Source organism: Hanstruepera marina, assembly GCF_019880635.1.
Taxonomy (GTDB): domain Bacteria; phylum Bacteroidota; class Bacteroidia; order Flavobacteriales; family Flavobacteriaceae; genus Hanstruepera; species Hanstruepera marina.
This window is the reverse complement of sequence record NZ_JAINVX010000001.1, coordinates 571942-594036: the sequence shown is the minus strand read 5'-3', so window position 1 is coordinate 594036 and position 22095 is coordinate 571942. Positions and strand designations below refer to the sequence as shown.

General features: G+C 34.0%; 25 protein-coding genes. 10 read left to right on the top strand and 15 right to left on the bottom strand.

What is annotated here, in order from left to right:
* Positions 1-124: 124 nt before the first annotated feature.
* On the bottom strand, positions 125-574 hold the full coding sequence (locus tag K7G76_RS02700; protein ID WP_223032667.1) for a ferritin-like domain-containing protein: 450 nt from the start codon (positions 572-574) through the stop codon (positions 125-127).
* Positions 575-764: 190 nt separating this feature from the next.
* Positions 765-1451 carry a DUF6252 family protein gene (locus tag K7G76_RS02695; protein WP_223032666.1) on the bottom strand — a complete coding sequence of 229 codons (687 nt, stop codon included), beginning with the start codon at positions 1449-1451 and terminating at the stop codon, positions 765-767.
* 141 nt (positions 1452-1592) lie between these two features.
* On the opposite strand from K7G76_RS02695, the gene K7G76_RS02690 reads away from it, so the two are divergent.
* The 5 genes from K7G76_RS02690 (at position 1593) to K7G76_RS02670 (ending at position 5677) form a co-directional block, all read left to right on the top strand.
* A complete protein-coding gene (locus K7G76_RS02690) occupies positions 1593-2114 on the top strand; it encodes a 30S ribosomal protein S16 (protein ID WP_223032665.1) in 522 nt (173 codons plus the stop codon).
* A gap of 62 nt (positions 2115-2176) precedes the next feature.
* Positions 2177-2704 carry a ribosome maturation factor RimM gene (gene rimM / locus K7G76_RS02685; protein ID WP_223032664.1) on the top strand — a complete coding sequence of 176 codons (528 nt, stop codon included), beginning with the start codon at positions 2177-2179 and terminating at the stop codon, positions 2702-2704.
* Positions 2705-2724: 20 nt separating this feature from the next.
* Positions 2725-3438: a tRNA1(Val) (adenine(37)-N6)-methyltransferase gene (locus tag K7G76_RS02680; protein WP_223032663.1), complete on the top strand. Its 714-nt coding sequence runs from the start codon at positions 2725-2727 to the stop codon at positions 3436-3438.
* A gap of 39 nt (positions 3439-3477) precedes the next feature.
* Complete coding sequence (locus tag K7G76_RS02675) at positions 3478-4656, top strand: acyl-CoA dehydrogenase family protein (RefSeq protein ID WP_223032662.1); 1179 nt, start codon at positions 3478-3480, stop codon at positions 4654-4656.
* Positions 4657-4780: 124 nt separating this feature from the next.
* On the top strand, positions 4781-5677 hold the full coding sequence (locus tag K7G76_RS02670; RefSeq protein ID WP_223032661.1) for a metallophosphoesterase family protein: 897 nt from the start codon (positions 4781-4783) through the stop codon (positions 5675-5677).
* Positions 5678-5717: 40 nt separating this feature from the next.
* Here the strand turns inward: K7G76_RS02670 and K7G76_RS02665 are convergent, their stop codons facing one another.
* The 7 genes from K7G76_RS02665 to trmB all read right to left on the bottom strand — a co-directional run bounded on the left by K7G76_RS02665 (position 5718) and on the right by trmB (position 10327).
* On the bottom strand, positions 5718-6050 hold the full coding sequence (locus K7G76_RS02665; protein ID WP_223032660.1) for a 2Fe-2S iron-sulfur cluster-binding family protein: 333 nt from the start codon (positions 6048-6050) through the stop codon (positions 5718-5720).
* Between the two features lies 1 nt (position 6051).
* Positions 6052-7113 carry an NAD(P)/FAD-dependent oxidoreductase gene (locus K7G76_RS02660; protein WP_223032659.1) on the bottom strand — a complete coding sequence of 354 codons (1062 nt, stop codon included), beginning with the start codon at positions 7111-7113 and terminating at the stop codon, positions 6052-6054.
* Between the two features lie 76 nt (positions 7114-7189).
* On the bottom strand, positions 7190-7432 hold the full coding sequence (locus K7G76_RS02655; protein ID WP_223032658.1) for a NifU family protein: 243 nt from the start codon (positions 7430-7432) through the stop codon (positions 7190-7192).
* Positions 7433-7438: 6 nt separating this feature from the next.
* Positions 7439-8572 carry an Mrp/NBP35 family ATP-binding protein gene (locus K7G76_RS02650; RefSeq protein ID WP_223032657.1) on the bottom strand — a complete coding sequence of 378 codons (1134 nt, stop codon included), beginning with the start codon at positions 8570-8572 and terminating at the stop codon, positions 7439-7441.
* 110 nt (positions 8573-8682) lie between these two features.
* Positions 8683-9021 (bottom strand): MGMT family protein, encoded by a 339-nt coding sequence (locus K7G76_RS02645; RefSeq protein WP_223032656.1) that lies wholly within the window; start codon positions 9019-9021, stop codon positions 8683-8685.
* Positions 9021-9650: a LysE family transporter gene (locus tag K7G76_RS02640; protein WP_223032655.1), complete on the bottom strand. Its 630-nt coding sequence runs from the start codon at positions 9648-9650 to the stop codon at positions 9021-9023. The genes K7G76_RS02645 and K7G76_RS02640 overlap by 1 nt, the downstream gene beginning before the upstream one ends.
* Positions 9647-10327 (bottom strand): tRNA (guanosine(46)-N7)-methyltransferase TrmB, encoded by a 681-nt coding sequence (gene trmB / locus K7G76_RS02635; protein ID WP_223032654.1) that lies wholly within the window; start codon positions 10325-10327, stop codon positions 9647-9649. Before trmB ends, K7G76_RS02640 begins: the two co-directional genes overlap by 4 nt.
* Positions 10328-10405: 78 nt before the next feature.
* Between trmB and K7G76_RS02630 the strand changes: the two genes are divergently transcribed.
* Positions 10406-11458 carry a glycosyltransferase gene (locus K7G76_RS02630; RefSeq protein WP_223032653.1) on the top strand — a complete coding sequence of 351 codons (1053 nt, stop codon included), beginning with the start codon at positions 10406-10408 and terminating at the stop codon, positions 11456-11458.
* On the opposite strand, the gene K7G76_RS02625 is transcribed toward K7G76_RS02630, so the two are convergent.
* Both K7G76_RS02625 and K7G76_RS02620 read right to left on the bottom strand, forming a co-directional pair.
* Positions 11441-12478, bottom strand: a complete 1038-nt coding sequence (locus K7G76_RS02625; RefSeq protein WP_223032652.1) for a sensor histidine kinase — start codon at positions 12476-12478, stop codon at positions 11441-11443. The two genes, K7G76_RS02630 and K7G76_RS02625, sit on opposite strands and share 18 nt — an antisense overlap.
* Positions 12478-13161 carry a response regulator transcription factor gene (locus K7G76_RS02620; RefSeq protein WP_223032651.1) on the bottom strand — a complete coding sequence of 228 codons (684 nt, stop codon included), beginning with the start codon at positions 13159-13161 and terminating at the stop codon, positions 12478-12480. Before K7G76_RS02620 ends, K7G76_RS02625 begins: the two co-directional genes overlap by 1 nt.
* Before the next feature lie 282 nt (positions 13162-13443).
* Here K7G76_RS02620 and K7G76_RS02615 point away from each other — a divergent pair, with 282 nt between their 5' ends.
* Both K7G76_RS02615 and K7G76_RS02610 read left to right on the top strand, forming a co-directional pair.
* Positions 13444-15258 carry a T9SS type A sorting domain-containing protein gene (locus tag K7G76_RS02615; RefSeq protein ID WP_223032650.1) on the top strand — a complete coding sequence of 605 codons (1815 nt, stop codon included), beginning with the start codon at positions 13444-13446 and terminating at the stop codon, positions 15256-15258.
* A 73-nt stretch (positions 15259-15331) separates the two neighbouring features.
* Positions 15332-16312, top strand: coding sequence for a LuxE/PaaK family acyltransferase (locus K7G76_RS02610; RefSeq protein WP_223032649.1), 981 nt, complete (start codon positions 15332-15334; stop codon positions 16310-16312).
* A gap of 105 nt (positions 16313-16417) precedes the next feature.
* Here K7G76_RS02610 and tyrS read toward each other — a convergent pair whose 3' ends face one another.
* Positions 16418-17725 carry a tyrosine--tRNA ligase gene (gene tyrS, locus K7G76_RS02605; protein WP_223032648.1) on the bottom strand — a complete coding sequence of 436 codons (1308 nt, stop codon included), beginning with the start codon at positions 17723-17725 and terminating at the stop codon, positions 16418-16420.
* Positions 17726-17812: 87 nt separating this feature from the next.
* Here tyrS and K7G76_RS02600 point away from each other — a divergent pair, with 87 nt between their 5' ends.
* Entirely contained in the window at positions 17813-18823 is a 1011-nt protein-coding gene (locus K7G76_RS02600) for an NAD-dependent epimerase/dehydratase family protein (RefSeq protein WP_223032647.1), read from the top strand.
* On the opposite strand, the gene K7G76_RS02595 is transcribed toward K7G76_RS02600, so the two are convergent.
* The 3 genes from K7G76_RS02595 to K7G76_RS02585 are packed head-to-tail and all read right to left on the bottom strand — an operon-like array spanning position 18824 to position 21337.
* Positions 18824-19273, bottom strand: a complete 450-nt coding sequence (locus tag K7G76_RS02595; protein WP_223032646.1) for a DUF4296 domain-containing protein — start codon at positions 19271-19273, stop codon at positions 18824-18826.
* Positions 19270-20610 (bottom strand): dihydroorotase, encoded by a 1341-nt coding sequence (locus K7G76_RS02590; RefSeq protein ID WP_223032645.1) that lies wholly within the window; start codon positions 20608-20610, stop codon positions 19270-19272. Before K7G76_RS02590 ends, K7G76_RS02595 begins: the two co-directional genes overlap by 4 nt.
* 1 nt (position 20611) lies before the next feature.
* The gene (locus K7G76_RS02585; RefSeq protein ID WP_223032644.1) at positions 20612-21337 is read right to left on the bottom strand and encodes a polyprenol monophosphomannose synthase; all 726 of its coding nucleotides are present in this window, start codon (positions 21335-21337) and stop codon (positions 20612-20614) included.
* 106 nt (positions 21338-21443) lie between these two features.
* On the opposite strand from K7G76_RS02585, the gene K7G76_RS02580 reads away from it, so the two are divergent.
* Entirely contained in the window at positions 21444-22091 is a 648-nt protein-coding gene (locus K7G76_RS02580; protein ID WP_223032643.1) for a DUF4271 domain-containing protein, read from the top strand.
* Positions 22092-22095 lie beyond the last annotated feature (4 nt).

Genomic DNA, 22095 nt, shown 5'->3' with positions numbered 1-22095 from the left:
AAATTTATAAACGAGCTCATAAAAATACATAGAATTAGCAGGTTTTTAAAGTGAAGTTATGAACAGTTTTAAACAAAAAAAGCGCAACTTGTTAAGTTGCGCTTTACATCTATTTCATTACTAACTATGACACCAATTCTTCATGAACTTTTTCGGTATTAATTGCTGCTTGAATGGCATTTTTCTGTTTGATCAACAACGAATCAATACTTGGTGGCAAGGTTCTATCGTTGAGGATTTCTTTATATTCCTCTAAACTGGCCTCTTCACCTTTAATTGCTTCTTCCAAAATAGCTTCTTCATCATTTGATGAGAATAGCGATTTCAGACTCATCCAATTTCTGTGCATCGTTCCTTTAAAACTACCTGAATCTTCCGGAACTTCACCGTAACGCAAAATTTCAGTTCTTAACTCTTTGGCAAACTGACTGCGTTCAGTTGAACGACGCTTAAAAAACATTTTCAATTCTGGAGAATCTACGTTCTCCATAGCATTTAAATAGCCTTTTTCAGCATCATAATTTTTGGTTAATAATTCATTTAACTTGTTTGAAATTTCTTCTGAATACTTCATAATCTATCTTATCATTTAAATTTCAATAAATTCTTTAAAGATGCGTATTGTTTCACATCTGCTTTAATAGTATAAGGGAAATGAAAGCCCATGTCAAGTTTTACTGTGTTTAATTCTGAAATTTTAATAGTCTTTAACAACAAACGCGACCAATTGGCCGCGTTTGTTAAATATTTTAAGAAAATACTATTTATTGGCAATCGCCTAGACTATCAATAGTGCTTTGGATGCTTCCACCAGGATCTCCACAAGCACTTAACTGCTCTTCTAATGCCAATTTATAAGCATTACACAAATCAGTATAATCTGGCATCGTAATATCAGTCTGATTAAAAGCATTTTCGGCATTTGCAGCTTGCTGGGTCGCTTGCAGGCAGCTGCCTTGATTGTCCATTATAAGCAAACCACCAACATTTGGCACATCAAATAGAACGCCTTGAGAAAAGTTCACATAGCTTAAACCATCTGAAGAATAGGCATTAAACCAAAACTTACCAGATATTTGCTTTGGATCATCATTTGAAATTTCTTCTATAATAATTTCTCCGTCTGCAGGATATACAGATAAACTAGGATCTGGCGTATTGGCAGTAGAATAAATAACACCATTAACATCTTTAAAAATTGCCACACTTGAGTTATCGCCTCCTAATTGAAACGTTCCTCTGGTATCATTATCAGTAAATAACTGTAAAGTTTCAAAATTGTTACTGCCTTCAATTAAAAATCCGCCATAGTCAATATCTGCCGCATAGGTTACAGAGCGCCAAAATTCACCATTTTTTTTCGCTTGAATGGCTGGTGAATTAAACCTTATTTCTTCACCACAACTAAAAACTGTACAAACAGTTATTATTAATACAATTAATCTTTTCATAATTTACAGATTGAGTGCTTCAAAAATAGAATAAAAAAACAAAGAATAAGAATTATCCATAAATATTTAGAATTCAAAAAAATGTAGTATCTTTGCGCACTTATTAATAATCGAGGTCGAGAACCTCACTAATTAATTTTTATGTCAGTTAAAATTAGATTACAGAGACACGGTAAAAAAGGAAAGCCTTATTACTGGATCGTTGCAGCAGATGCACGAGCAAAGAGAGATGGTAAATACCTAGAAAAAATTGGTGCTTACAATCCAAACACAAATCCAGCAACTATTGAACTAGATGTTGATGGTGCTGTAAAATGGTTACAGGATGGTGCACAACCAACCGATACAGCTAGAGCCATTCTATCTTACAAAGGCGCTTTATTAAAAAATCACCTTGCAGGAGGTGTTAGAAAGGGTGCTTTAACAGAAGAACAAGCTGAAGCGAAATTTAACGCTTGGCTAGAAGAAAAAGCTGGTAAGGTTGAAGCAAAATCAGAAGGTTTAGCAAAAGCTGAAGCCGAAGCTAAAGCTAAAGCTCTAGAAGCTGAAAAAGCTGCAAACGAAGCACGTATTGCTGCTAACACTCCAGTAGTTGAGGAAGCTGAAGAAGCAACCGAAGAAACTCCTGAAGTTGAAGCAGAAGCTTCTAACGAAGAAGAATAAAATATTTTATTTTATAACTTTGAACCCAGACTATTCGGTCTGGGTTTTTTGTTTAAAAAATTATGAAAAAAGACGATTGTTTTTATCTCGGTAAAATTGTAAAAAAGTACAGCTTTAAAGGCGAACTTCTTATTAAATTAGATACAGACGAACCCGATTTGTATGAAAATTTAGATGCACTATTTGTAGATCTACGTAATAATTTGGTGCCTTTTTTTATCGAATCCTCTCAACTACATAAATCAGATCTACTGCGCGTTAAATTTGAAGATGTTGATACCGAAGCCGATGCCGATGCGCTTTTAAAAAGCGACATTTACCTCCCTCTTGAATTTCTTCCTAAGTTAGAAGACGACAAGTTTTATTTTCATGAAATAATAGGTTTTCAAGTTGTTGACAAAAAACATGGTCCAATTGGGATTGTTAAATCTGTAAACGACTCAACCGCTCAAGCTTTATTTGAAATAGACCATGATGGTGTAGAAATTTTAATCCCAATGAATGATGAGTTTATTGTAAAGCTTGATAAAACAAAAAAGGAAATTATAGTTAACACACCTGAAGGCTTAATTGATTTGTATTTAGAATAGAATAACATCTTGTCTTTACTATGAACCAACCTTTTAAATTTAAAGAATTTACAGTCCATCAAGACCGTTGCGCCATGAAAATAGGAACAGATTCGGTTTTGCTTGGCTCATGGGTTGGCTTAAAACACAACCCTTTTTCTATTTTAGATATTGGTGCAGGCACAGGAGTTTTGTCGCTTATGCTTGCGCAACGCAGTCAATCAGAGCTCATAGATGCCATTGAAATTGATGATGCAGCTTACGAACAATGTGTAGAAAATTTTGAAACTTCCCCTTGGGCAGATCGTTTGTTTTGTTACCATGCCTCGCTTCAAGAATTTACAGAAGAAATTGATGACAAGTACGACCTTATTATTTCAAATCCACCTTTTTATTCTGAAAATTACAAATCTGAAAACAACCAACGCGATATAGCACGTTTTCAAGACGCTATGCCTTTTGAACATTTGGTACATTCAGCGTCTCAATTATTATCAGAACAAGGTGTTTTTTCTGTTGTTATTCCCTTTAAAGAAGAAAACACGTTTATAGAATTAGCTAAAAAGGTTCATTTATTCCCTAACAGAGTACTACAAGTTAAGGGTTCGCCAACATCAGAAACAAAAAGAAGTTTGATTGAATTTTCTTTCCTTCAAACTGAACTAAAAAAAGAATTCCTTACAATAGAAACAAGTAGACATCAGTACACTCCGGAATACATAAAATTGACCAAAGATTTCTACCTAAAAATGTAGCATTTTGTTACATTTGCTATCCAAACAAACTTAATAGAAATGAAGCCAGATTTATTTGAAGCGCCAGATTATTACAATCTAGACGAACTTTTAACTGAAGAACACAAATTAGTACGTGATGCTGCCAGAGAATGGGTAAAACGCGATGTATCTCCAATAATAGAAGATTATGCTCAAAAAGCAGAATTCCCAGAACAAATTATTAGTGGTCTTGCTGAAATTGGTGCCTTTGGACCTTACATTCCTGTAGAATATGGAGGTGCTGGATTAGATCAGATTTCGTATGGATTAATCATGCAAGAAATTGAGCGTGGTGATTCAGGAGTGAGAAGTACAGCTTCAGTGCAGTCGTCATTAGTCATGTATCCTATTTGGAAATATGGCAATGAAGAACAACGTCAAAAATATTTACCAAAATTGGCTTCTGGAGAATGGATGGGTTGTTTTGGATTAACCGAACCTGACCATGGAAGCAATCCAGGAGGTATGGTAACCAACTTTAAAGATATGGGTGACCATTATCTTTTAAACGGTGCCAAAATGTGGATTAGTAACGCTCCTTTTGCTCAAGTAGCAGTTGTTTGGGCCAAAAATGAAGAAGGTCGTATTCACGGTTTAATTGTGGAACGCGGCATGGAAGGTTTTTCCACACCGGAAACACATAACAAATGGTCATTACGTGCTAGTGCTACAGGTGAGTTGATTTTTGACAATGTAAAAGTTCCTAAAGAAAACCTGTTGCCAAACAAGTCTGGATTAGGTGCACCACTTGGATGTTTAGATTCGGCGCGTTACGGTATTGCTTGGGGTGCCATTGGTGCGGCAATGGATTGTTACGATACAGCTCTGCGCTATAGCAAGGAGCGTATTCAGTTTGGAAAACCCATTGGTCAATTCCAATTACAACAAAAGAAATTAGCCGAAATGATAACCGAAATTACCAAAGCACAAATGCTAACATGGCGATTAGGCGTGTTACGTAATGAAGGTAAAGCCACATCGGCGCAAATTTCTATGGCAAAACGTAACAATGTAGATATGGCTATCAATATTGCTCGTGAAGCTAGACAAATGTTAGGGGGCATGGGTATAACTGGTGAATATAGCATAATGCGTCACTCCATGAACCTAGAAAGTGTAATTACATATGAAGGCACACACGATATCCACCTATTAATTACTGGTTTAGACATAACAGGTTTGAATGCTTTTAAATAGTGGTTAAGTCACATTTGGCAATTTTCACATAATATTTAAGTGTCATTTTGAATGAAATGAAGAATCTTGATTTTTAGATTTTTCTACTCCACTCAAAATGACATTTTTTATTTACTTTTATTCCATGTCATCCAAAAAACGATTAGACAAAGCGTATAAAGAATCCCCTATCATCGCTTTTGATGATTCGAGTAAATTTATTCTTTTTAGCGATTGCCATAGAGGCGACAATAGCTTTGCTGACGATTTTGCCAATAACCGAAACATCTACTTTCATGCTTTAAAACATTATTATACTGAAGGGTTTACCTATTGTGAATTAGGTGATGGTGACGAACTTTGGGAAAACCTGACATTCAAGTCTATTTTTGAAGCACATAAAAATGTCTTCCTCTTGCTTAAAGCTTTTCATAAAAGTCATAGATTACACATGCTTTATGGCAATCATGATATGGTTTATAAAGACCAGAATTATGTTAAAAAACATCTATCAACATATTTTGAACCTATTTCGGGAAAAGACGAAGAACTCTTTTCCAACATTACTTATCACGAAGGCATCGTTTTAAAACACCAAAACACAAAACAGGAATTATTTTTGACTCATGGCCACCAAGGGGATTGGTGGAACTATACCTTTTGGAAATGGAGCAGATTCATGGTTCGTGTGCTTTGGAAGCCTTTAAATGTTATGGGAATTGCAGACCCAACCAGTCCGGCAAAAAACTATAAGGAATTAATAAAAGTTGAACGCCGAATAAAGAAATGGATAATCAATAACAACAATCTTATTACTATAGTAGGCCACACGCATCGGCCAAGATTTCCAGAGCCTGGAGATATTGCCTTTTTTAATGATGGAAGTTGCGTTCATCCAAGAAGCATCACGGGAATTGAAATTGAAAACGGTAAAATATCACTGATTAAATGGCAAATTGCCACTACTGATGATGGTACTCTAAAAATTGTAAGAGTACTTTTAGAAGGACCACAAAAGCTGATAGATTATAAAACGGAATAAAAAAGCTTCCTATTAAAATTCCTATCCCTGCAGGTATTTATTAACTCTCTGGAGCTAACTCCACCTCTAATCCATCAAGTTCTGGAGTAATTTGGATTTGACAACCCAAACGTGAGTTATCTTTAACATAAAAGGCTTCGCTTAACATGGCCTCTTCATCATCTTGCATTTCAGGCAACTCATGGTCAGAATTTACATAGCATTGACATGATGCGCACATAGCCATTCCACCACAAATACCAATTGTGCCTTCAGGTGCCAGTTCATAAGAGCGAACGACCTCCATAAGATTCATTGCCATATCAGTTGGTGCTAAAACATCATGAGCAACCCCATCTCTATCTATGATTTTAATATTAACGTCTTGTTCCATACTATTCTATGGCTTTAACAACAGCTTTCGGAGCTTCTTTTCTACTTCCATCAAAACCATCAACACCTGCAACTGTAGTGTATTTTAAAACATAGCGCTTTCCTGGGTTAATAATTTGATAGGCCGCTTGGCACATTAACGTAGCTTCATGAAAGCCACATAAAATGAGCTTTAGTTTCCCTGGATAAGTGTTTACGTCTCCAATGGCAAATATACCTGGTATATTGGTTTGATAATCTAAAGCATTATTAACCTTAATAGCATTCTTTTCTATCTCCAATCCCCAATTAGCAATTGGCCCCAATTTAGGAGATAATCCAAATAAGGGCACAAAATGGTCACATTCAATTTCAAATTCTTTAGGAATATGTTCAGCCTGCGAAACCACAACTGCTTTTACATGATGATCACCAACTATTCCAGTAACCTCAGCTGGTGTCATCAAGTTTATCTTCCCTTGATTTTTTAATTCTTGAACTTTTTCAACAGAATCCAAATGACCACGGAATTCATTTCGTCTGTGAATGAGTGTAACTTCACTAGCAACATCACTTAAAAAAATACTCCAATCTAAAGCTGAATCACCACCACCAGCAATAACCACTTTTTTATCGCGATACATTTCAGGCTCTTTGATCATATATTCCACCCCTTTATCCTCAAAAGCTGCAATATTATGAATTAAAGGTTTACGCGGTTCAAAACTCCCCAAGCCTCCAGCAATAGCTACTACTGGCGCCTGATGTTTTGTCCCCTTGTTGGTAGTAACAATAAAGCTACCATCTTCTTGTTTTTCAATAGTATCAGCACGTTCACCTAAAGTAAATCCAGGTTCAAACTGTTTACATTGCTCAAGCAATTTATCGGTTAAATCACCAGCCAGTATTTCTGGATATGCGGGAATATCGTATATAGGCTTTTTAGGATATATTTCTGAACACTGTCCTCCAGGTTGGGGTAAGGCATCAATTAAATGACATTTCAACTTTAGTAATCCGGCTTCAAAAACTGTAAACAGACCCGTTGGACCTGCTCCAATTATAAGAATATCTGTTTTAATCATGTATCGAAAATTAAAAAAGCAAAGTTATTATTAAGTTAGAATTTTAAATGTGACAAAAGTCACATAACATAAAATATTATACTTCAATATTAATAACTTGCTCTATTTGCGGCGCATATTTTTTGATAGTCATCTCTACGCCAGACTTTAACGTCATTTGATTTACACTACAGCCTACACAAGCTCCTTGTAGCTGCACTTTTACTAGTTTATCATCTTCTATTGCCAATAGTGAAATATCGCCACCATCACTTTGCAAAAATGGTCTGATTTCATCAAGTGCTTTTTCAATATTTATTTTGAGTTCTTCCGTGGTCATAGGCTATTATTTAACTGCTGAACATCCAGCCATAGTGGTTATTTTTATTGCTTCGGTTGGTGGCAAACTATCATTTCTTCTAACCACCTCCTGAACTACATTTTTAGTGAGTGTATCGAAAGCTTGTTCAAGTACCGTAGCTGTTTGTAATGCTGCCGGACGACCTATGTCACCGGCTTCACGGATGCTTTGAACCAATGGCAACTGACCTAAAAATGGAACTTGTAAGTCTTCGGCTAAATTTTTAGCACCTTCTTTACCAAAAATATAATATTTGTTTTCAGGTAATTCTTCTGGTGTGAAATAAGCCATGTTTTCAACAATTCCCAAAACTGGAACACTTATACTATCTTGCTGAAACATAGCCACTCCTTTTTTAGCATCAGCTAAAGCTACATTTTGAGGCGTACTAACAACAACAGCACCAGTAATTGGTAACGACTGCATAATACTTAAATGAATATCACCTGTTCCAGGCGGCAAATCAATTAGCAAAAAATCCAATTCACCCCAAGCAGCATCAAAAATCATCTGGTTTAAAGCTTTGGCAGCCATAGGGCCACGCCAAACAACGGCTTGATTTGGTTGCGTAAAAAAACCAATAGACAATACCTTGACACCATAATTTTCAATAGGCTTCATTTTAGATTTTCCATCTATATTAACGGCCAATGGTCTTTCGTTTTCAACATCAAACATAATAGGCACAGAAGGGCCATAAATATCAGCATCTAAAATGCCCACTTTAAAGCCCATTTTAGATAAAGTTACAGCCAAGTTAGCAGTAACCGTAGACTTCCCTACACCACCTTTTCCAGAAGCTACAGCTACAATATTTTGAATACCTGGAATAGACTTGCCTTTTATAACATTTGAAGCAGGCTTTGCGGGCGCATCAACTTTAACATTAACCTTTATTTTTGCTTTTTCATAAACCCTATCATGAATAGTTTTCATGATTTCAACCTCAGTTTTCTTTTTGGCTTGAAGACTTGGATTAGAAATTGTAATATCTACAATAACCTCATCACCAAAAGTTACTACGTTTTTTAAAGCTCCACTTTCCACCATGTTTTGCCCTTCGCCAGGAACTGTTATAGTTTCTAAAGCTTTATATATATCTTGTTTTTTTAATTTCACTGATTTCTAATTTAGATTTATTCTAAAATGCAAATATACAGTGAATTGTTTAGATTTTGAAACAGATATATTGAAATGATTGATGAATGGATTAGCTTAAATTATAATGCTCATTTTGCTAGTAGATTATTAGCTGGATCCCAAAACACGTTATCAAAATCTTGAATTTGATTATCTACAACAATTACACCCTCACTTTCCAATAATTGCTGCATAAGGTTAGTGCCATCAAAATGGTGTTTACCTGTTAACAAACCTTTTCTATTGACAACACGATGTGCGGGAACATCTTTACCTGTGGAACCATTCATAGCATAACCCACCATTCTGGCACTTTTAGCTGCGCCTAGATATTTTGCAATAGCGCCATAACTCGTTACACGACCGTAAGGAATTTGTTTGGCAACCTCGTAAACTTTATCGAAAAAATTAAGTGTTTCTGGTTTCATTACATTTCTTTTATAATACTTATTAATGTAATGATGGCAATCACACCAGTTATGGTGCCAATTATATAATTCATAGTTTTTTGCGAGGTCTCTCTTTTACTATTTATTTTATCAAAAAAGAATATATAAACATATAAATTAACAAACGATCCCATAGCAGCTCCAGCTACGTAAGTTGTTATACCAGATTGATCAAAATTCAACCATCCAAATGACGCAAATGTAATGGTCATATACGCTTGAAATGGTATGGGAAACATGTTTATACTCGAGAGAAACATGCCTTGAAAAAGTCGGCTACTTTTGCTTTTAGATTCTAAATCTGTTTCAGGAGCATTTTGTTTTTTAGCAATGAGTAAATAATAAATTGATATTAATACAAATATTACAAAGGCAACACGTTGCAAAGCATCAATGACATCAGGATGCTTACTTAAATATCTAGCAAAAACAGTAGCAATAAGTGTTTGAATCGCAAATATAAAAGCAGCACCAATTGAAAACATTATACCACGATTATACCCCTCTTTTAGGCTAATTTTAGCCGCAGTCATATTCAGCAATCCAGGAGGAATTGCTGAAGTAAAGGATACTGCCATGGCAATAAAAAAAAGTAATGTTAAACTCAATTGACCTTAATTTTGAACTTAATATACGTAATTGGTTTATTTTGCTCTAAATACTGGCTTTCATAAAAGGTTTGAATGCTAGTAACCTCTTCTGGGCTACCTTCTTGTTTATACACATTATGATTGGCATATAATACCTCATGTCCTTCACCATGCAACAACCCTAGTGTGTACCCATGCATGAATTCGCTATCTGTTTTTAAATTAACAACACCTTCTGGTTTTAAAACCTTTTTGTACCTCTTTAAAAATTCAGAATTGGTCATTCTATGTTTAGTTCGCTTGTACTTTATTTGTGGATCAGGAAATGTTATCCATATTTCGTCAACTTCATTTTCTTCAAAAGCAAAATCTATAAGCTCTATTTGTGTTCTTAAAAAAGCTACGTTTTCAATATTATTCTCAATTGCGGTTTTAGCTCCTCGCCAAAAACGAGCACCTTTAATATCAATTCCTATAAAATTCTTGCTTGGATATTTTTTGGCCAATGCAACAGCATATTCCCCTTTTCCGCAACCCAATTCTAAAACAAGCGGATTATCGTTCTTGAAAAAATCTGAATTCCAACGACCTTTATAATCAAAACTTTCAGCAACCAACTCTTCTCTAGTTGGTTGAACTACATTCTTAAAAGTTTCATTTTCCTTAAACCGTCTTAATTTGTTTTTACTTCCCACAGAATATTTAATGATTTAAAAATATTTTGGTAAAATTACGTAAATATGTGAAAGAACTTATATACTTACCTTTGTTTTATGAGCTCAAACAAACGGATATTGGTCGCTCCTTTAAATTGGGGCCTAGGTCATGCCACGCGATGCATTCCTATTATTCACGCCTTGAAAAGACGCGGGTTTTCACCCATAATAGCAAGTGATGGTGCTGCTTTGCAGCTGCTAAATAAAGAATTTCCTGAACTTATTAGTTTGGAATTGCCATCGTATAATATAGAATACTCAAAAAAAGGGAAAGACTTTAAGCTTAAGCTTATAAAAGATTCCCCAAGAATTATTAAAACCATTAAAACCGAAAAAAAAGCTGTTAAGCAACTTATTGAAGAGTATAATATTTCAGGTATAATATCTGATAATAGGTTTGGTGTTTACAACAAATCTGTACCTTCAATTTTTATTACCCATCAGCTTAAAGTTTTGAGCGGAAATACAACTTGGTTTAGCACCAAATTACATGAAAAAATAATCAAAAAATTTAACGAGTGTTGGGTACCCGATCAAAAAGGGGAATTCAACTTAAGTGGCAAATTAGGCCATGTAGACTCAACAATAATCAAAACCAAGTATATAGGTCCTTTAAGTCGATTTGAGAAAAAAAAACTCCCGAAAAAATATGATTTAATGGTCTTGCTTTCTGGACCAGAGCCGCAACGCTCAATACTTGAAACTAAACTTCTAAAATTACTTAAAGACTATAACGGAACCGTGTTATTTGTAAAAGGCGTTGTTGAAGCCTCTATTACTGAAGAAAAACAAGGTTTGATGAAAATCATCAACTACTTAACTACTCAAGAATTAGAGGAGGCTTTCAATACAAGTGATTTAATTCTTTCCCGTTCAGGTTACACAACTTTAATGGACTTGGCAAAATTAGATAAAAAAGCGTTCTTCATTCCAACTCCTGGTCAGTTTGAACAGGAGTATCTCGCTGAAAGGCTCCATAAATTAAATATTGCTCCTAGCTGCAATCAAGATGATTTTACTTTAGAAAAACTTAACCTAGTAAGTGATTTTAAAGGCTTAAGTAATTTTGAATACGAATTGAATTACAAAAAATTATTCAGCCTTTTCTAAACTAAATGAAAACTCGCTACCAACGCCTACTTCGCTTTCTATGTAGATACGCTCATCATGAGCTTCTATAATATGCTTTACAATGGACAAACCCAACCCAGAACCTCCTTCTTTTCTCGAACCACTTTTATCGACACGATAAAAGCGTTCAAAAATACGTTTTAAATGTTCACTAGCAATACCCTCTCCGTTATCGGTAACCCTAACAATAACCTTGTTTTTTATAAGGTTTTCAATACTAATTTCCGTAGTACCTTTCTCACTTCCGTATTTAATAGAGTTTACAATTAAGTTAGTTAGGACTTGTTGAATGCGCTCACGGTCTGCATTAACCATAATAGGTTTACTGTAGAGCATATCAAAAGTCAAAGTGATTTTCTTTTTAGCTGCTTTCATTTCAAGCAGATCAAACACACTTTGCACGAGTTCTACAATATCGAAATGCTCCTTATTTAAACTTAAATCACCAACCTCTAATTTGGTAATCATATCTAAATCTTTAACAATGTAAATAAGGCGTTCAACTCCTTTATTGGCTCTTTCTAAATAACGTTTTCTAATTCTTTTGTCATCAATCGCACCATCAATTAATGTTAACAAATACCCTTGTACAGTAAAAAGCGGCGTTTTTAATTCGTGAGAAACATTACCCAAAAACTCTTTACGGTATTCTTCCCTAACCTTTAATGTTTCAATTTCTAATTTTTTATCCTTGGCAAACTTATCAATTTCCTTTGTTAAGGTCGCCATATCAGTAGTTATAGGATGTTTGGTAAGCGAAGTTGATTCTAACAATGTTAAATCATCATATATTTTTTTTACCCGTCTGTAAATAAAACGCTCTACTCGATATTGTATAATAATGAATGTTAATAAGCCAAATGGTATTACAAATAGCAATGTATACCAACTTAACTCACTTGTAACATACAAAAAAACACTCGTTAGGAGTGTTAAAAGTATGGTTAGGTACAGCGATGTTTTAATCGCAAACTTATACGTTTTTTTTATTTTTTGCATTAATCTACAAACTTATAACCTACGCCTTTTACAGTTTTAAAAGATTCATCACCAATTTTTTCGCGAAGCTTTCTAATGTGAACATCAATTGTTCTGCCTCCAACTACAACTTCATTTCCCCAAACATTGTCAAGAATCTCTTCCCTTTTAAAAACTTTACCTGGTTTTGATGCCAATAAAGATAATAATTCAAACTCTTTTCTTGGTAAAATAATTTCTTCGCCTTTAAGGGTTATTTTATATTCATCTCTGTCAATTACCAAAGCACCAATTTTTAATATAGAATCGGAAGATTCCTCTTCCTTTAATCTTCGTAGTAAGGCTTTAACTTTACTAACTAGCACTTTAGGTTTAATAGGTTTTGTTATATAATCGTCTGCACCTGCATCAAAGCCAGCAACTTGAGAATAATCTTCTCCTCTAGCGGTTAAAAAAGTAATTATAGTTTCGTTTAGTTCTGGAATTTTTCTGATTTGCTCACAAGCTTCAATACCATCCATTTCAGGCATCATAACATCTAGTATTATTAACTGTGGCTTTTCCTTTTTGGCTTTTTTTACTGCTTGTACACCATTTTCAGCAGTTAAGACATTGTAGCCTTCGGCCGACAAATTATACCCTACTATCTCTAAAATATCTGGCTCATCATCTACCAATAATATTTTAATATCCTTTTTCTTCATTATTAGTTATTATTCTAAACAGTAAAGATAAAATTTAATAAAAACATAATACATGTATTGAGAAACAAATAACATTAAGGTAACATTAGACACTTGTTTCTATAATTCTTAAAACATTATTTCTTGGCTAGTCAACACCTTATTACATAAAATATTATTAAGCTTATCGTTAAGTAAACTTCATGTTATCTTATTGTAAAAAAGCATTTTAATAAGCTACCGCATCAAAAAAAACCTAAATTCTTCCTATATTTGCTATCCTAATTTATATATTAATCAATTATGAAAAAAATTTACTTTTTATTATTTAGTTTAGTGTTTTCTAGCTTTTCTTTTGGACAAGTTATAATAGCTGAAGACTTTTCTTATCCAGACGGTAGCCTTGTGGCAAATAGTGCTTGGGCCAATACAAGTGGTACCGCTAATCAAATGCAAGTTGTATCAGGTCAAGCTGTGGTAAACCATAATGACAGTGAGGATGTTGAAATCACATTTTCTTCTGTATCTGGCAGTGTTTATGCAGGGTTTGATTTTTCTGTTGATGATTTGGGAGCACCTTATTCTGGTACAGATAATGAGTATTTCGCTCATTTAGATTTTGCAGCTCGAATTGATATTGTTGAAGGTACTGGAGGTGGAGATTTCTCTGTAGGTATTTCTACAACTACTTCAACTGCAGAAGCGACTTGGGCTACTGATTTAACATTTGGACAGACTTACAGATTGATTGTTGAATATGATCAAGATGGCGGTGTAGCTGAATTATGGATTGACCCAACTCTAGAGACTGATACTTCAATTTCAGGTTCTGTTGACACTACTCCTGCTACTGTGACTTCTTTTGATTTGAGACAATCTAGTTCTTCAGAAAATGAAACTATTCGTATCGATAATTTAATGGTAGGCCAAACATTTGATGATGTTGTAGTTTTTCAAGTACCTACTGATCCATCTCTTACAATAATAAACCCTGGCGATGGGACTGTTTTTTCACCAGGCACAACTAATGTAGATGTTACAATTGATGTTCAGAATTTTGTAGTTGATGATTTGCCTGGAAATGGTGGTAGTGGTGACGGACATATCCATTGGACATTAAACGGTGTTGCTCAACCCATGAAATATGACACAGACCCAGTATCAATTCCTGTTACAGATGGCCAATCATATACTGTATTCATGCAGTTAGTTGATAACTCTCATGCACCTATTGCTCCTGCTGTTGAAGCTACAGTTAATTTTTCAGTGTCGTCAATTACTCAAGTATCTGATATTGCTGCCTTAAGAGCTGGTTCTCAAGGCGAGTTCTATGAACTTACCGGTGAGGCATTTATTACTTATATTGTTACTGAAAATACTAGAAATCAAAAGTACATTCAGGACAATACTGGAGGTATATTAATTGATGATCCTTCTGGAACAATAACTACTTCATTTAACATTGGAGATGGAATGACTGGATTAAAAGGTGAATTATCTCAATTTTCTGGGGTGTTACAATTTGTCCCTATTGAAAATCTGGCTTCTGCTTCATCTACAGGAAATACAGTTACTCCTGAAGAAATATCAGTTGCTACTTTCTTGGCAAACGGTGAAGACTATGAAAGTGAATTAATCAAGATAAACAACGTAACATTTGCTGATACAGGAATGTTTACTGACAATACAAATTATGATATTGCTGATGGAGGTGATGTTACCGTTGCAAGAGTATCTTTTGGTGACGAAAATTTAATTGGTGCCAACATTCCAGCTGGAGTGTCTTCTGTTATAGGATTAGGTGGCCAATTTAACGCAACATACCAAATCCTCCCTAGATATGTTACTGATGTTGAAGGCGCTACGTTATCAGTAGACACATTTACAACTACTCAATTTGCAGTTTACCCTAACCCAGTAACTTCTGGTATTGTTAACATAACAAGTACATCAAACGAAGCTATTGGCGTTAAAGTTTATGATATATTAGGAAAACAAGTATTAGCTACTGAAGTTTCTAATAACATCTTAAATGTTTCAAGTTTAAAGGCCGGTATTTATATTTTGAATATCAACCAAAGCGGAAATGTTTCGACTAAAAAACTTATTATTAAATAATATAGTTTTAATATAGTTTTTAAAAGCGCTGCTTAATTAAGCAGCGCTTTTTATTTTTATATATTTTTGCCTCATGATATCAAATCAGGATATATTTTCCATTCAAAACGAGGAGGACTTCAACACTTTAGCGTTGAAAGTTTTTAGATATCAGTTTGAAAACAATAAAGTATATCGGTCGTTTTGCGATTTAATTAATCGACATCATAGTGATGTAACAAAACTTGAAGATGTACCATTTTTACCCATTTCTTTTTTTAAATCACACGAAGTATTAAGTACGCGAAATAGCTTTGAAAAAACATTTACAAGTTCTGGAACAACAGGTCAGTCTACTAGCAAACATTTTGTTACAGATTTAGACTTGTATCGTAAAAGTTTTAATACTGCTTTTCAAGAGTTTTATGGTAATGTTAAAGACTATGTTATACTAGGTTTGCTACCTTCTTATTTAGAGCGAGAAGGATCCTCTTTAATATATATGGTTGATGCATTAATTAAAGCATCCCATCATCCCGAAAGTGGTTTTTATTTGAATAATTTAAAGGAATTAAAACAAACCCTAATTGCTTTAGAATCAAGTGGTCAAAAAACACTTTTAATAGGGGTTTCGTTTGCTTTATTGGACTTAATTGAAAAGTATTCATTCACGTTAAATAACACCATTGTTATGGAAACTGGTGGTATGAAAGGTAGACGCAAAGAAATGATTAGAGAAGAGCTTCATGATAAACTTTCCAAAGGTTTTGGGGTTCAACATATCCATAGTGAATATGGTATGACCGAACTATTAAGTCAAGCTTATTCTAATGGTAATGGAATTTTCAAATGTCCTAATTGGATGAAAATTCTAACCCGAGATCCTGAAGATGCATTAAGCATTCAAAAAAATGGAAAAACAGGAGGCATCAACATCATAGACCTTGCTAATATTAATTCCTGTTCCTTTATTGCAACCCAAGATTTAGGAGTTAGTTACACTGATAATAGCTTTGAAATTATTGGGCGATTTGACAATTCAGATATTAGAGGTTGTAACCTAATGGTTTTGTAAGGTTTAAAAAAATTATCCGACTTACTTAAAAGCTAGAAAAAGAACAATTATTTTTTAGCTGGTTGGTTAGAAGCGAAACGCCTGATTCTCATCAGGCGTTTCTATTTAGTTTATAGTTATTATATAGGTGTTTTTCTTCCCTTTATTAATAATTATATACTTATCATTTATCAAATCATCTGCTGATAATTGATAACTTTCATTCACTTTTTCTTTATTTATAGAAACCGAATTTTCTTTAAGTGCGCGCCTGGCTTCACCGTTAGATGCCAGAAAATTGGTTCTTGCCGAAAGCGCTGCAATCATGTCTATACCTTCTTCAAATTCTGCTTTAGAAATTTCACTTTGCGGAACACCCTCAAAAACATCTAAAAACGTTTTTTCATCCAGTGTTTTAATATCGGCTTTAAACGACTTACTAAATAGAATATTTGAGGCTTTTTCGGCGTTTTCAAAATCATCTTTAGAATGCACAAAGGTTGTTACTTCTTGTGCCAATCGTTTTTGTAATAAACGAAGATGTGGCTGTTCTTTATGCTCTGAAATTAAACTATCAATGGTTTCTTTATCTAAAAACGTGAATATTTTAATATACTTTTCAGCATCATCATCAGAAGTATTTAACCAAAATTGATAAAATTTATATACCGAAGTCTTATCAGCATCCAACCAAACATTTCCGCCTTCACTTTTTCCAAATTTAGAACCATCAGCTTTAGTGATTAATGGACATGTCATTGCGTAAGCCTTTGCCTCTCCACCAACATTCATTCTTCTAACAAGTTCTGTTCCTGTGGTAATATTTCCCCATTGGTCACTTCCACCCATTTGCAACATACAATTATGTGTTTTGTGCAAATGGTAAAAGTCGTATCCTTGTATAAGTTGATAGGTAAATTCAGTAAACGACATTCCAGCACTGCCATCTTCACCCGATAAACGCTTCTTCACAGAATCTTTTGCCATCATATAATTTACAGTAATGCGTTTCCCTACGTCACGAGCAAAGTCAATAAATGTAAAATCTTTCATCCAGTCATAGTTATTGACTAAAACTGGCGCATTTTTTTCATCAGAATCAAAATTTAAAAATCGCGACAACACATTTTTAATTCCATTAACGTTATGATTTAAAGTAGCCTCATCTAGCAAATTACGCTCATCACTCTTACCTGAAGGGTCTCCAATCATCCCAGTAGCACCACCAACTAAAGCAATGGGTTTATGGCCTGCTTTTTCTAAATGCACCAATAGAATAATAGGCACTAAACTACCTATATGTAACGAGTCTGAAGTTGGGTCAAACCCTATGTAAGCGGTTGTCATTTCCTTATTTAGTTGCTCTTCAGTTCCCGGCATAATATCGTGTACCATTCCGCGCCAACGTAGCTCTTCTACAAATGCATTTGTCATAATTCTGATTGAAAATTAAATCTTGGCAAAGATAAAAATCAATGTAGAATTACGTTAGCTTTATGAATAATTCTTTAATTTGGATGCATGATTTTAGTTACAGGAGGCACAGGATTGGTTGGATCGCACTTATTGTATCAATTGGCACAAAATAATCAGACTGTTAGAGCCATTTACAGAAGACAAAAAAAGCTTGACATTGTAAAGCGTGTTTTTTCTTATTATTCTGATGATTATTTAAAGTTGTACAACAAGATTGAATGGGTTGAAAGCGACTTATTGGATATTCCAAAATTAACAGAAGCATTTATAAACGTACAATATGTTTATCATTGCGCTGCGTTTGTTTCGTTTGAACCTGACAAATACCATTTACTGCGCAGAACGAATATTGAAGGCACAGCGAATATTGTAAACCTTAGTATTAGCAATAACATTAAAAAATTGTGCTACGTGAGCTCTATTGCTGCACTTGGTGAATCTCAAAAAAATGCTGAAATTAACGAAGATACCCATTGGAATCCTGAAGCCGATAATAGTGTTTATGCTATAACTAAATATGGCGCTGAAACAGAAGTTTGGAGAGGTACACAAGAAGGGCTGCCTGCCGTAATTGTAAATCCTGGTGTTATTATTGGAGAAGGCATTTGGAGCCATGGTAGTGGAAACATTATAAAAAAAGTCTACAATAAACTACCTTATTACACGTCAGGGAGTATTGGTTGCATTGATGTTCAGGATGTTGTTAACATTATGATACAATTACAAGAAAGTAATATTACAAATGAACGTTATATTCTAGTTGCTGAAAACACATCATACAAATCCTTTCTTTATACAATTGCTAAAAAACTTCATGTAGAACCGCCAAAAAAAGAAGCTAAACCCTGGTTGCTGGCTATTGGATGGCGTTTAGACTGGTTAACCCACAAAATTTTAAGAAAGCGCCGCATACTGGTTAAGCAGATGGTAGCTTCATTGTATAACAAGGCTATTTATGATAATAGCAAAATTAAACAAACACTTGATTATAGGTTTATTCCTCTTGAGGATAGTATAACTAGAGTAGCAAAAGCCTTTCTAACCGATAATCCTTGATTATTCACTATCATTAGGTATTTTAATTAAGCTATCTGTCTTTTTAGATTTACGTATATCTTTCTTTCTATCTCCTTTTTTAGATTGTTTTTTATCCTCTTCCTTTTCAGCAAGCCTATTATAATCAAACCTTAATTTGTCTAAACTATCTTGAACACGTGTTAATATCTGTTTATAATCGTCTATATAATAACTATAGTAAGAATTACTTTCGGCAAATATTGTACTATCTATTTCATGACGCTTGTAAACATAGGCATCAGGTGTAATTCCATTTTTTTCTATAATTTTTTTATTCACCCCTTTAGCCGATGATAAAATAGACAGATCAATAAGTACATCTACCATTTTATCTTTAGAAATTAAGGTTTTTGGCTTTTGGGGTTCTTGCGAATCTTGACAAGCCAAACACAAAAACAAACTAATAACTATTACTATTATATTTTTCATCTGTTAAAAGTTAATCGTCTACCTGCTTTTTTTGTAGACACTTTGGACTGATTATAAACCAATTGCCCATTAAGTATTGTTTGTGTTACACGAGACTTAAATGTTGTTCCTTCAAATGGAGACCAACCACATTTGTAAAGTATATTATCCTTTTTTACTGTCCAAGGATTATTTAAATCTACAATAACCAAATCGGCAAAGTAACCTGCTTTAATATACCCACGTTTTTCAATCTGAAATAATATCGCTGGATTATGACACATTTTTTGAACAATCTTCTCAACTGAAATCTTACCAGAATGATACGCTTCCAACATGGCTACCAAAGCATGTTGCACCAACGGACCTCCTGAAGGCGCTTTGGTGTAAGGATTGTTTTTTTCTTCGTTAGTGTGAGGAGCATGATCGGTAGCTATAACATCAATCCTGTCATCTAGTAAGGCTTTCCACAACTCGTCGCGATCTTTTGAGGTTTTTACAGCTGGATTCCATTTGATTCGGGTACCTTTTTTGTCGTAATCGACATCAGAAAACCATAAATGATGGATGCAAACTTCAGAAGTTATTTTCTTATCTTTTAATGGTAATTTATTTGAAAATAAATGTGTTTCCTTTCCTGTAGACAAATGAAAAACATGCAAACGTGCTCCAGTTTTTTTAGCTAACTCTATAGCTTTAGATGATGAGATATAGCAAGCTTCTTCACTTCTTATTATAGGATGGTATTTAATAGGAATGTCATCACCATACTTATCAGTATAAATCTTGATGTTGCTTCTAATAGTTGCTTCATCCTCACAGTGCACAGATATTACCATGTCTGTACTTGAAAATATTTTCTCTAAAACTTCAGGATTATCAACCAGCATATTACCCGTTGAAGACCCTAAAAACAATTTCAGACCTGCGACAGTTTTTTTGTCAACCTTTAAAATCTCATCAAGATTATCATTTGTACCTCCAAACATAAACGAGTAATTCGCAAACGCTTTATTATCTGCTATAGCAAACTTTTCGTCAAGTTTCTTAACAGTTGTTGTTTGCGGATTGGTGTTTGGCATTTCAATAAAGGATGTTATTCCTCCAGCAATGGCAGCTCTAGATTCACTCTCTATATCGCCTTTATGCGTAAGGCCTGGCTCTCTAAAATGCACCTGATCATCAATAATACCCGGCAACACGTACTTTCCATCAGCATCAATAACTTCAACATTGGAAGATTTTAAGCTTATAGATGTATCTACCTCTTTTATTATATCGTTCTCAATATAAATATCCCCGTCTAAAATACGACCTTCATTAACAATCTTGGCATTCTTAATTAAAATAGCACTCATATTATTTTTTTCTGAATAAACTGTTCGCCTTCATACTAATTACCCCAAAAATGGCTTCCGAAATAATACTTCCGCTCATTTTGGATTTTCCTTTGGTTCTATCTGTAAAAATTACAGGAACCTCAACAATTTTGAAGCCTTGTAAATAGGCCTTAAATTTCATTTCTATTTGGAATGCGTAACCAACAAATTTAATATCGCTTAAATTTATTGTTTCTAAAACATGTCTTTTGTAACATACAAATCCTGCTGTAGTATCAAATATTTTCATTCCAGTTATAAAACGTACATATTTAGATGCAAAATATGATAATAAAATACGGCTCATAGGCCAGTTTACCACATTAATTCCTTTTACATAACGCGACCCTATGGATAGGTCAGCTTGATCAAAATGACAAGCATTATACAACTTAATCAAATCGTTTGGGTTATGGGAAAAATCGGCATCCATTTCAAAAATATACTTGTAATCGCGCTGCAAACACCATCTAAATCCTTCAATATAGGCCGTTCCTAACCCTGTTTTGTCTTTTCTTTCCAATATATGTAATTGGTCTCCAAACTCACTCTGTAAAGCCTTTACTTTTAAGCCCGTTAAATCTGGGGAATTATCGTCTACTACCAAAATATGAAATGTCTTTTCCTGTGAAAAAACAGCCCTTATAATTGCTTCAATATTTTCAATTTCATTATAGGTAGGTATGATAACTATGGCGTCTATCATGAATAGCATATAATTTTCACAAATGTAAGTATTTAGGAAACACTTTTTTTTAAATATTCCTTAAATAAATATGTGCTTAGACCATATTTTATAATAATTTTACGTTATGCTTCGGGAAGTTATATCAAACGATTTATTTACAGTAGCCATTATATTGGGTTTGGTTTTTGTAACCATTTCAAAATCTATGTCCCCAAAGCGTTTTAATGATTTTGTGGCTGTTTTAGGCAACTCAAAGTACCTTAAAATTTATGCTCGAGATCAGAAGTTCTTTGACCTTTTTGATGCCCTTTTATTTGCCAACTACAGTATTGGTTTAAGTGTTTTTGGCATTATTACTTATAATCAGCTTTTATCACCTATTGTATTGACGCCTTTTTTTCTGTCAAAATTAGTTCTGGCCATTGCCATACTAATCGTTATGAAAATATTAATTGAACGTTTGCTTGGCAGCGTTTTTGAGATTGAGTTTTTAACTGACAATTATTTATTTCAAAAAATAACATACAAGAATTTTATTGGGCTTGTTTTAATTCCAATAAACTTCCTATTGGTATTTACCATACCCATTTCAAATACATTAATTTATATTTTGCTTGGTTTAATTATCATAATTTTTTGTATCGGCATTTTAACTACAGTAAAGACTCATCAAAATCTCATTAAACAGAATTTGTTTTATTTTATTTTGTATCTTTGCGCACTTGAAATCGCACCTTACATCATTTTATACGCTTTTGTTATAGATGGTTAAGGTT

Coding starts and splice junctions, on each gene's coding strand:
- K7G76_RS02700 (WP_223032667.1), bottom strand. CDS start 574: ATGAAGTATTCAGAAGAAATTTCAAACAAGTTAAATGAATTATTAACC.
- K7G76_RS02695 (WP_223032666.1), bottom strand. CDS start 1,451: ATGAAAAGATTAATTGTATTAATAATAACTGTTTGTACAGTTTTTAGT.
- K7G76_RS02690 (WP_223032665.1), top strand. CDS start 1,593: ATGTCAGTTAAAATTAGATTACAGAGACACGGTAAAAAAGGAAAGCCT.
- rimM (WP_223032664.1), top strand. CDS start 2,177: ATGAAAAAAGACGATTGTTTTTATCTCGGTAAAATTGTAAAAAAGTAC.
- K7G76_RS02680 (WP_223032663.1), top strand. CDS start 2,725: ATGAACCAACCTTTTAAATTTAAAGAATTTACAGTCCATCAAGACCGT.
- K7G76_RS02675 (WP_223032662.1), top strand. CDS start 3,478: ATGAAGCCAGATTTATTTGAAGCGCCAGATTATTACAATCTAGACGAA.
- K7G76_RS02670 (WP_223032661.1), top strand. CDS start 4,781: ATGTCATCCAAAAAACGATTAGACAAAGCGTATAAAGAATCCCCTATC.
- K7G76_RS02665 (WP_223032660.1), bottom strand. CDS start 6,050: ATGGAACAAGACGTTAATATTAAAATCATAGATAGAGATGGGGTTGCT.
- K7G76_RS02660 (WP_223032659.1), bottom strand. CDS start 7,113: ATGATTAAAACAGATATTCTTATAATTGGAGCAGGTCCAACGGGTCTG.
- K7G76_RS02655 (WP_223032658.1), bottom strand. CDS start 7,432: ATGACCACGGAAGAACTCAAAATAAATATTGAAAAAGCACTTGATGAA.
- K7G76_RS02645 (WP_223032656.1), bottom strand. CDS start 9,021: ATGAAACCAGAAACACTTAATTTTTTCGATAAAGTTTACGAGGTTGCC.
- K7G76_RS02630 (WP_223032653.1), top strand. CDS start 10,406: ATGAGCTCAAACAAACGGATATTGGTCGCTCCTTTAAATTGGGGCCTA.
- K7G76_RS02625 (WP_223032652.1), bottom strand. CDS start 12,478: ATGCAAAAAATAAAAAAAACGTATAAGTTTGCGATTAAAACATCGCTG.
- K7G76_RS02620 (WP_223032651.1), bottom strand. CDS start 13,161: ATGAAGAAAAAGGATATTAAAATATTATTGGTAGATGATGAGCCAGAT.
- K7G76_RS02615 (WP_223032650.1), top strand. CDS start 13,444: ATGAAAAAAATTTACTTTTTATTATTTAGTTTAGTGTTTTCTAGCTTT.
- K7G76_RS02610 (WP_223032649.1), top strand. CDS start 15,332: ATGATATCAAATCAGGATATATTTTCCATTCAAAACGAGGAGGACTTC.
- tyrS (WP_223032648.1), bottom strand. CDS start 17,725: ATGACAAATGCATTTGTAGAAGAGCTACGTTGGCGCGGAATGGTACAC.
- K7G76_RS02600 (WP_223032647.1), top strand. CDS start 17,813: ATGATTTTAGTTACAGGAGGCACAGGATTGGTTGGATCGCACTTATTG.
- K7G76_RS02595 (WP_223032646.1), bottom strand. CDS start 19,273: ATGAAAAATATAATAGTAATAGTTATTAGTTTGTTTTTGTGTTTGGCT.
- K7G76_RS02590 (WP_223032645.1), bottom strand. CDS start 20,610: ATGAGTGCTATTTTAATTAAGAATGCCAAGATTGTTAATGAAGGTCGT.
- K7G76_RS02585 (WP_223032644.1), bottom strand. CDS start 21,337: ATGATAGACGCCATAGTTATCATACCTACCTATAATGAAATTGAAAAT.
- K7G76_RS02580 (WP_223032643.1), top strand. CDS start 21,444: ATGCTTCGGGAAGTTATATCAAACGATTTATTTACAGTAGCCATTATA.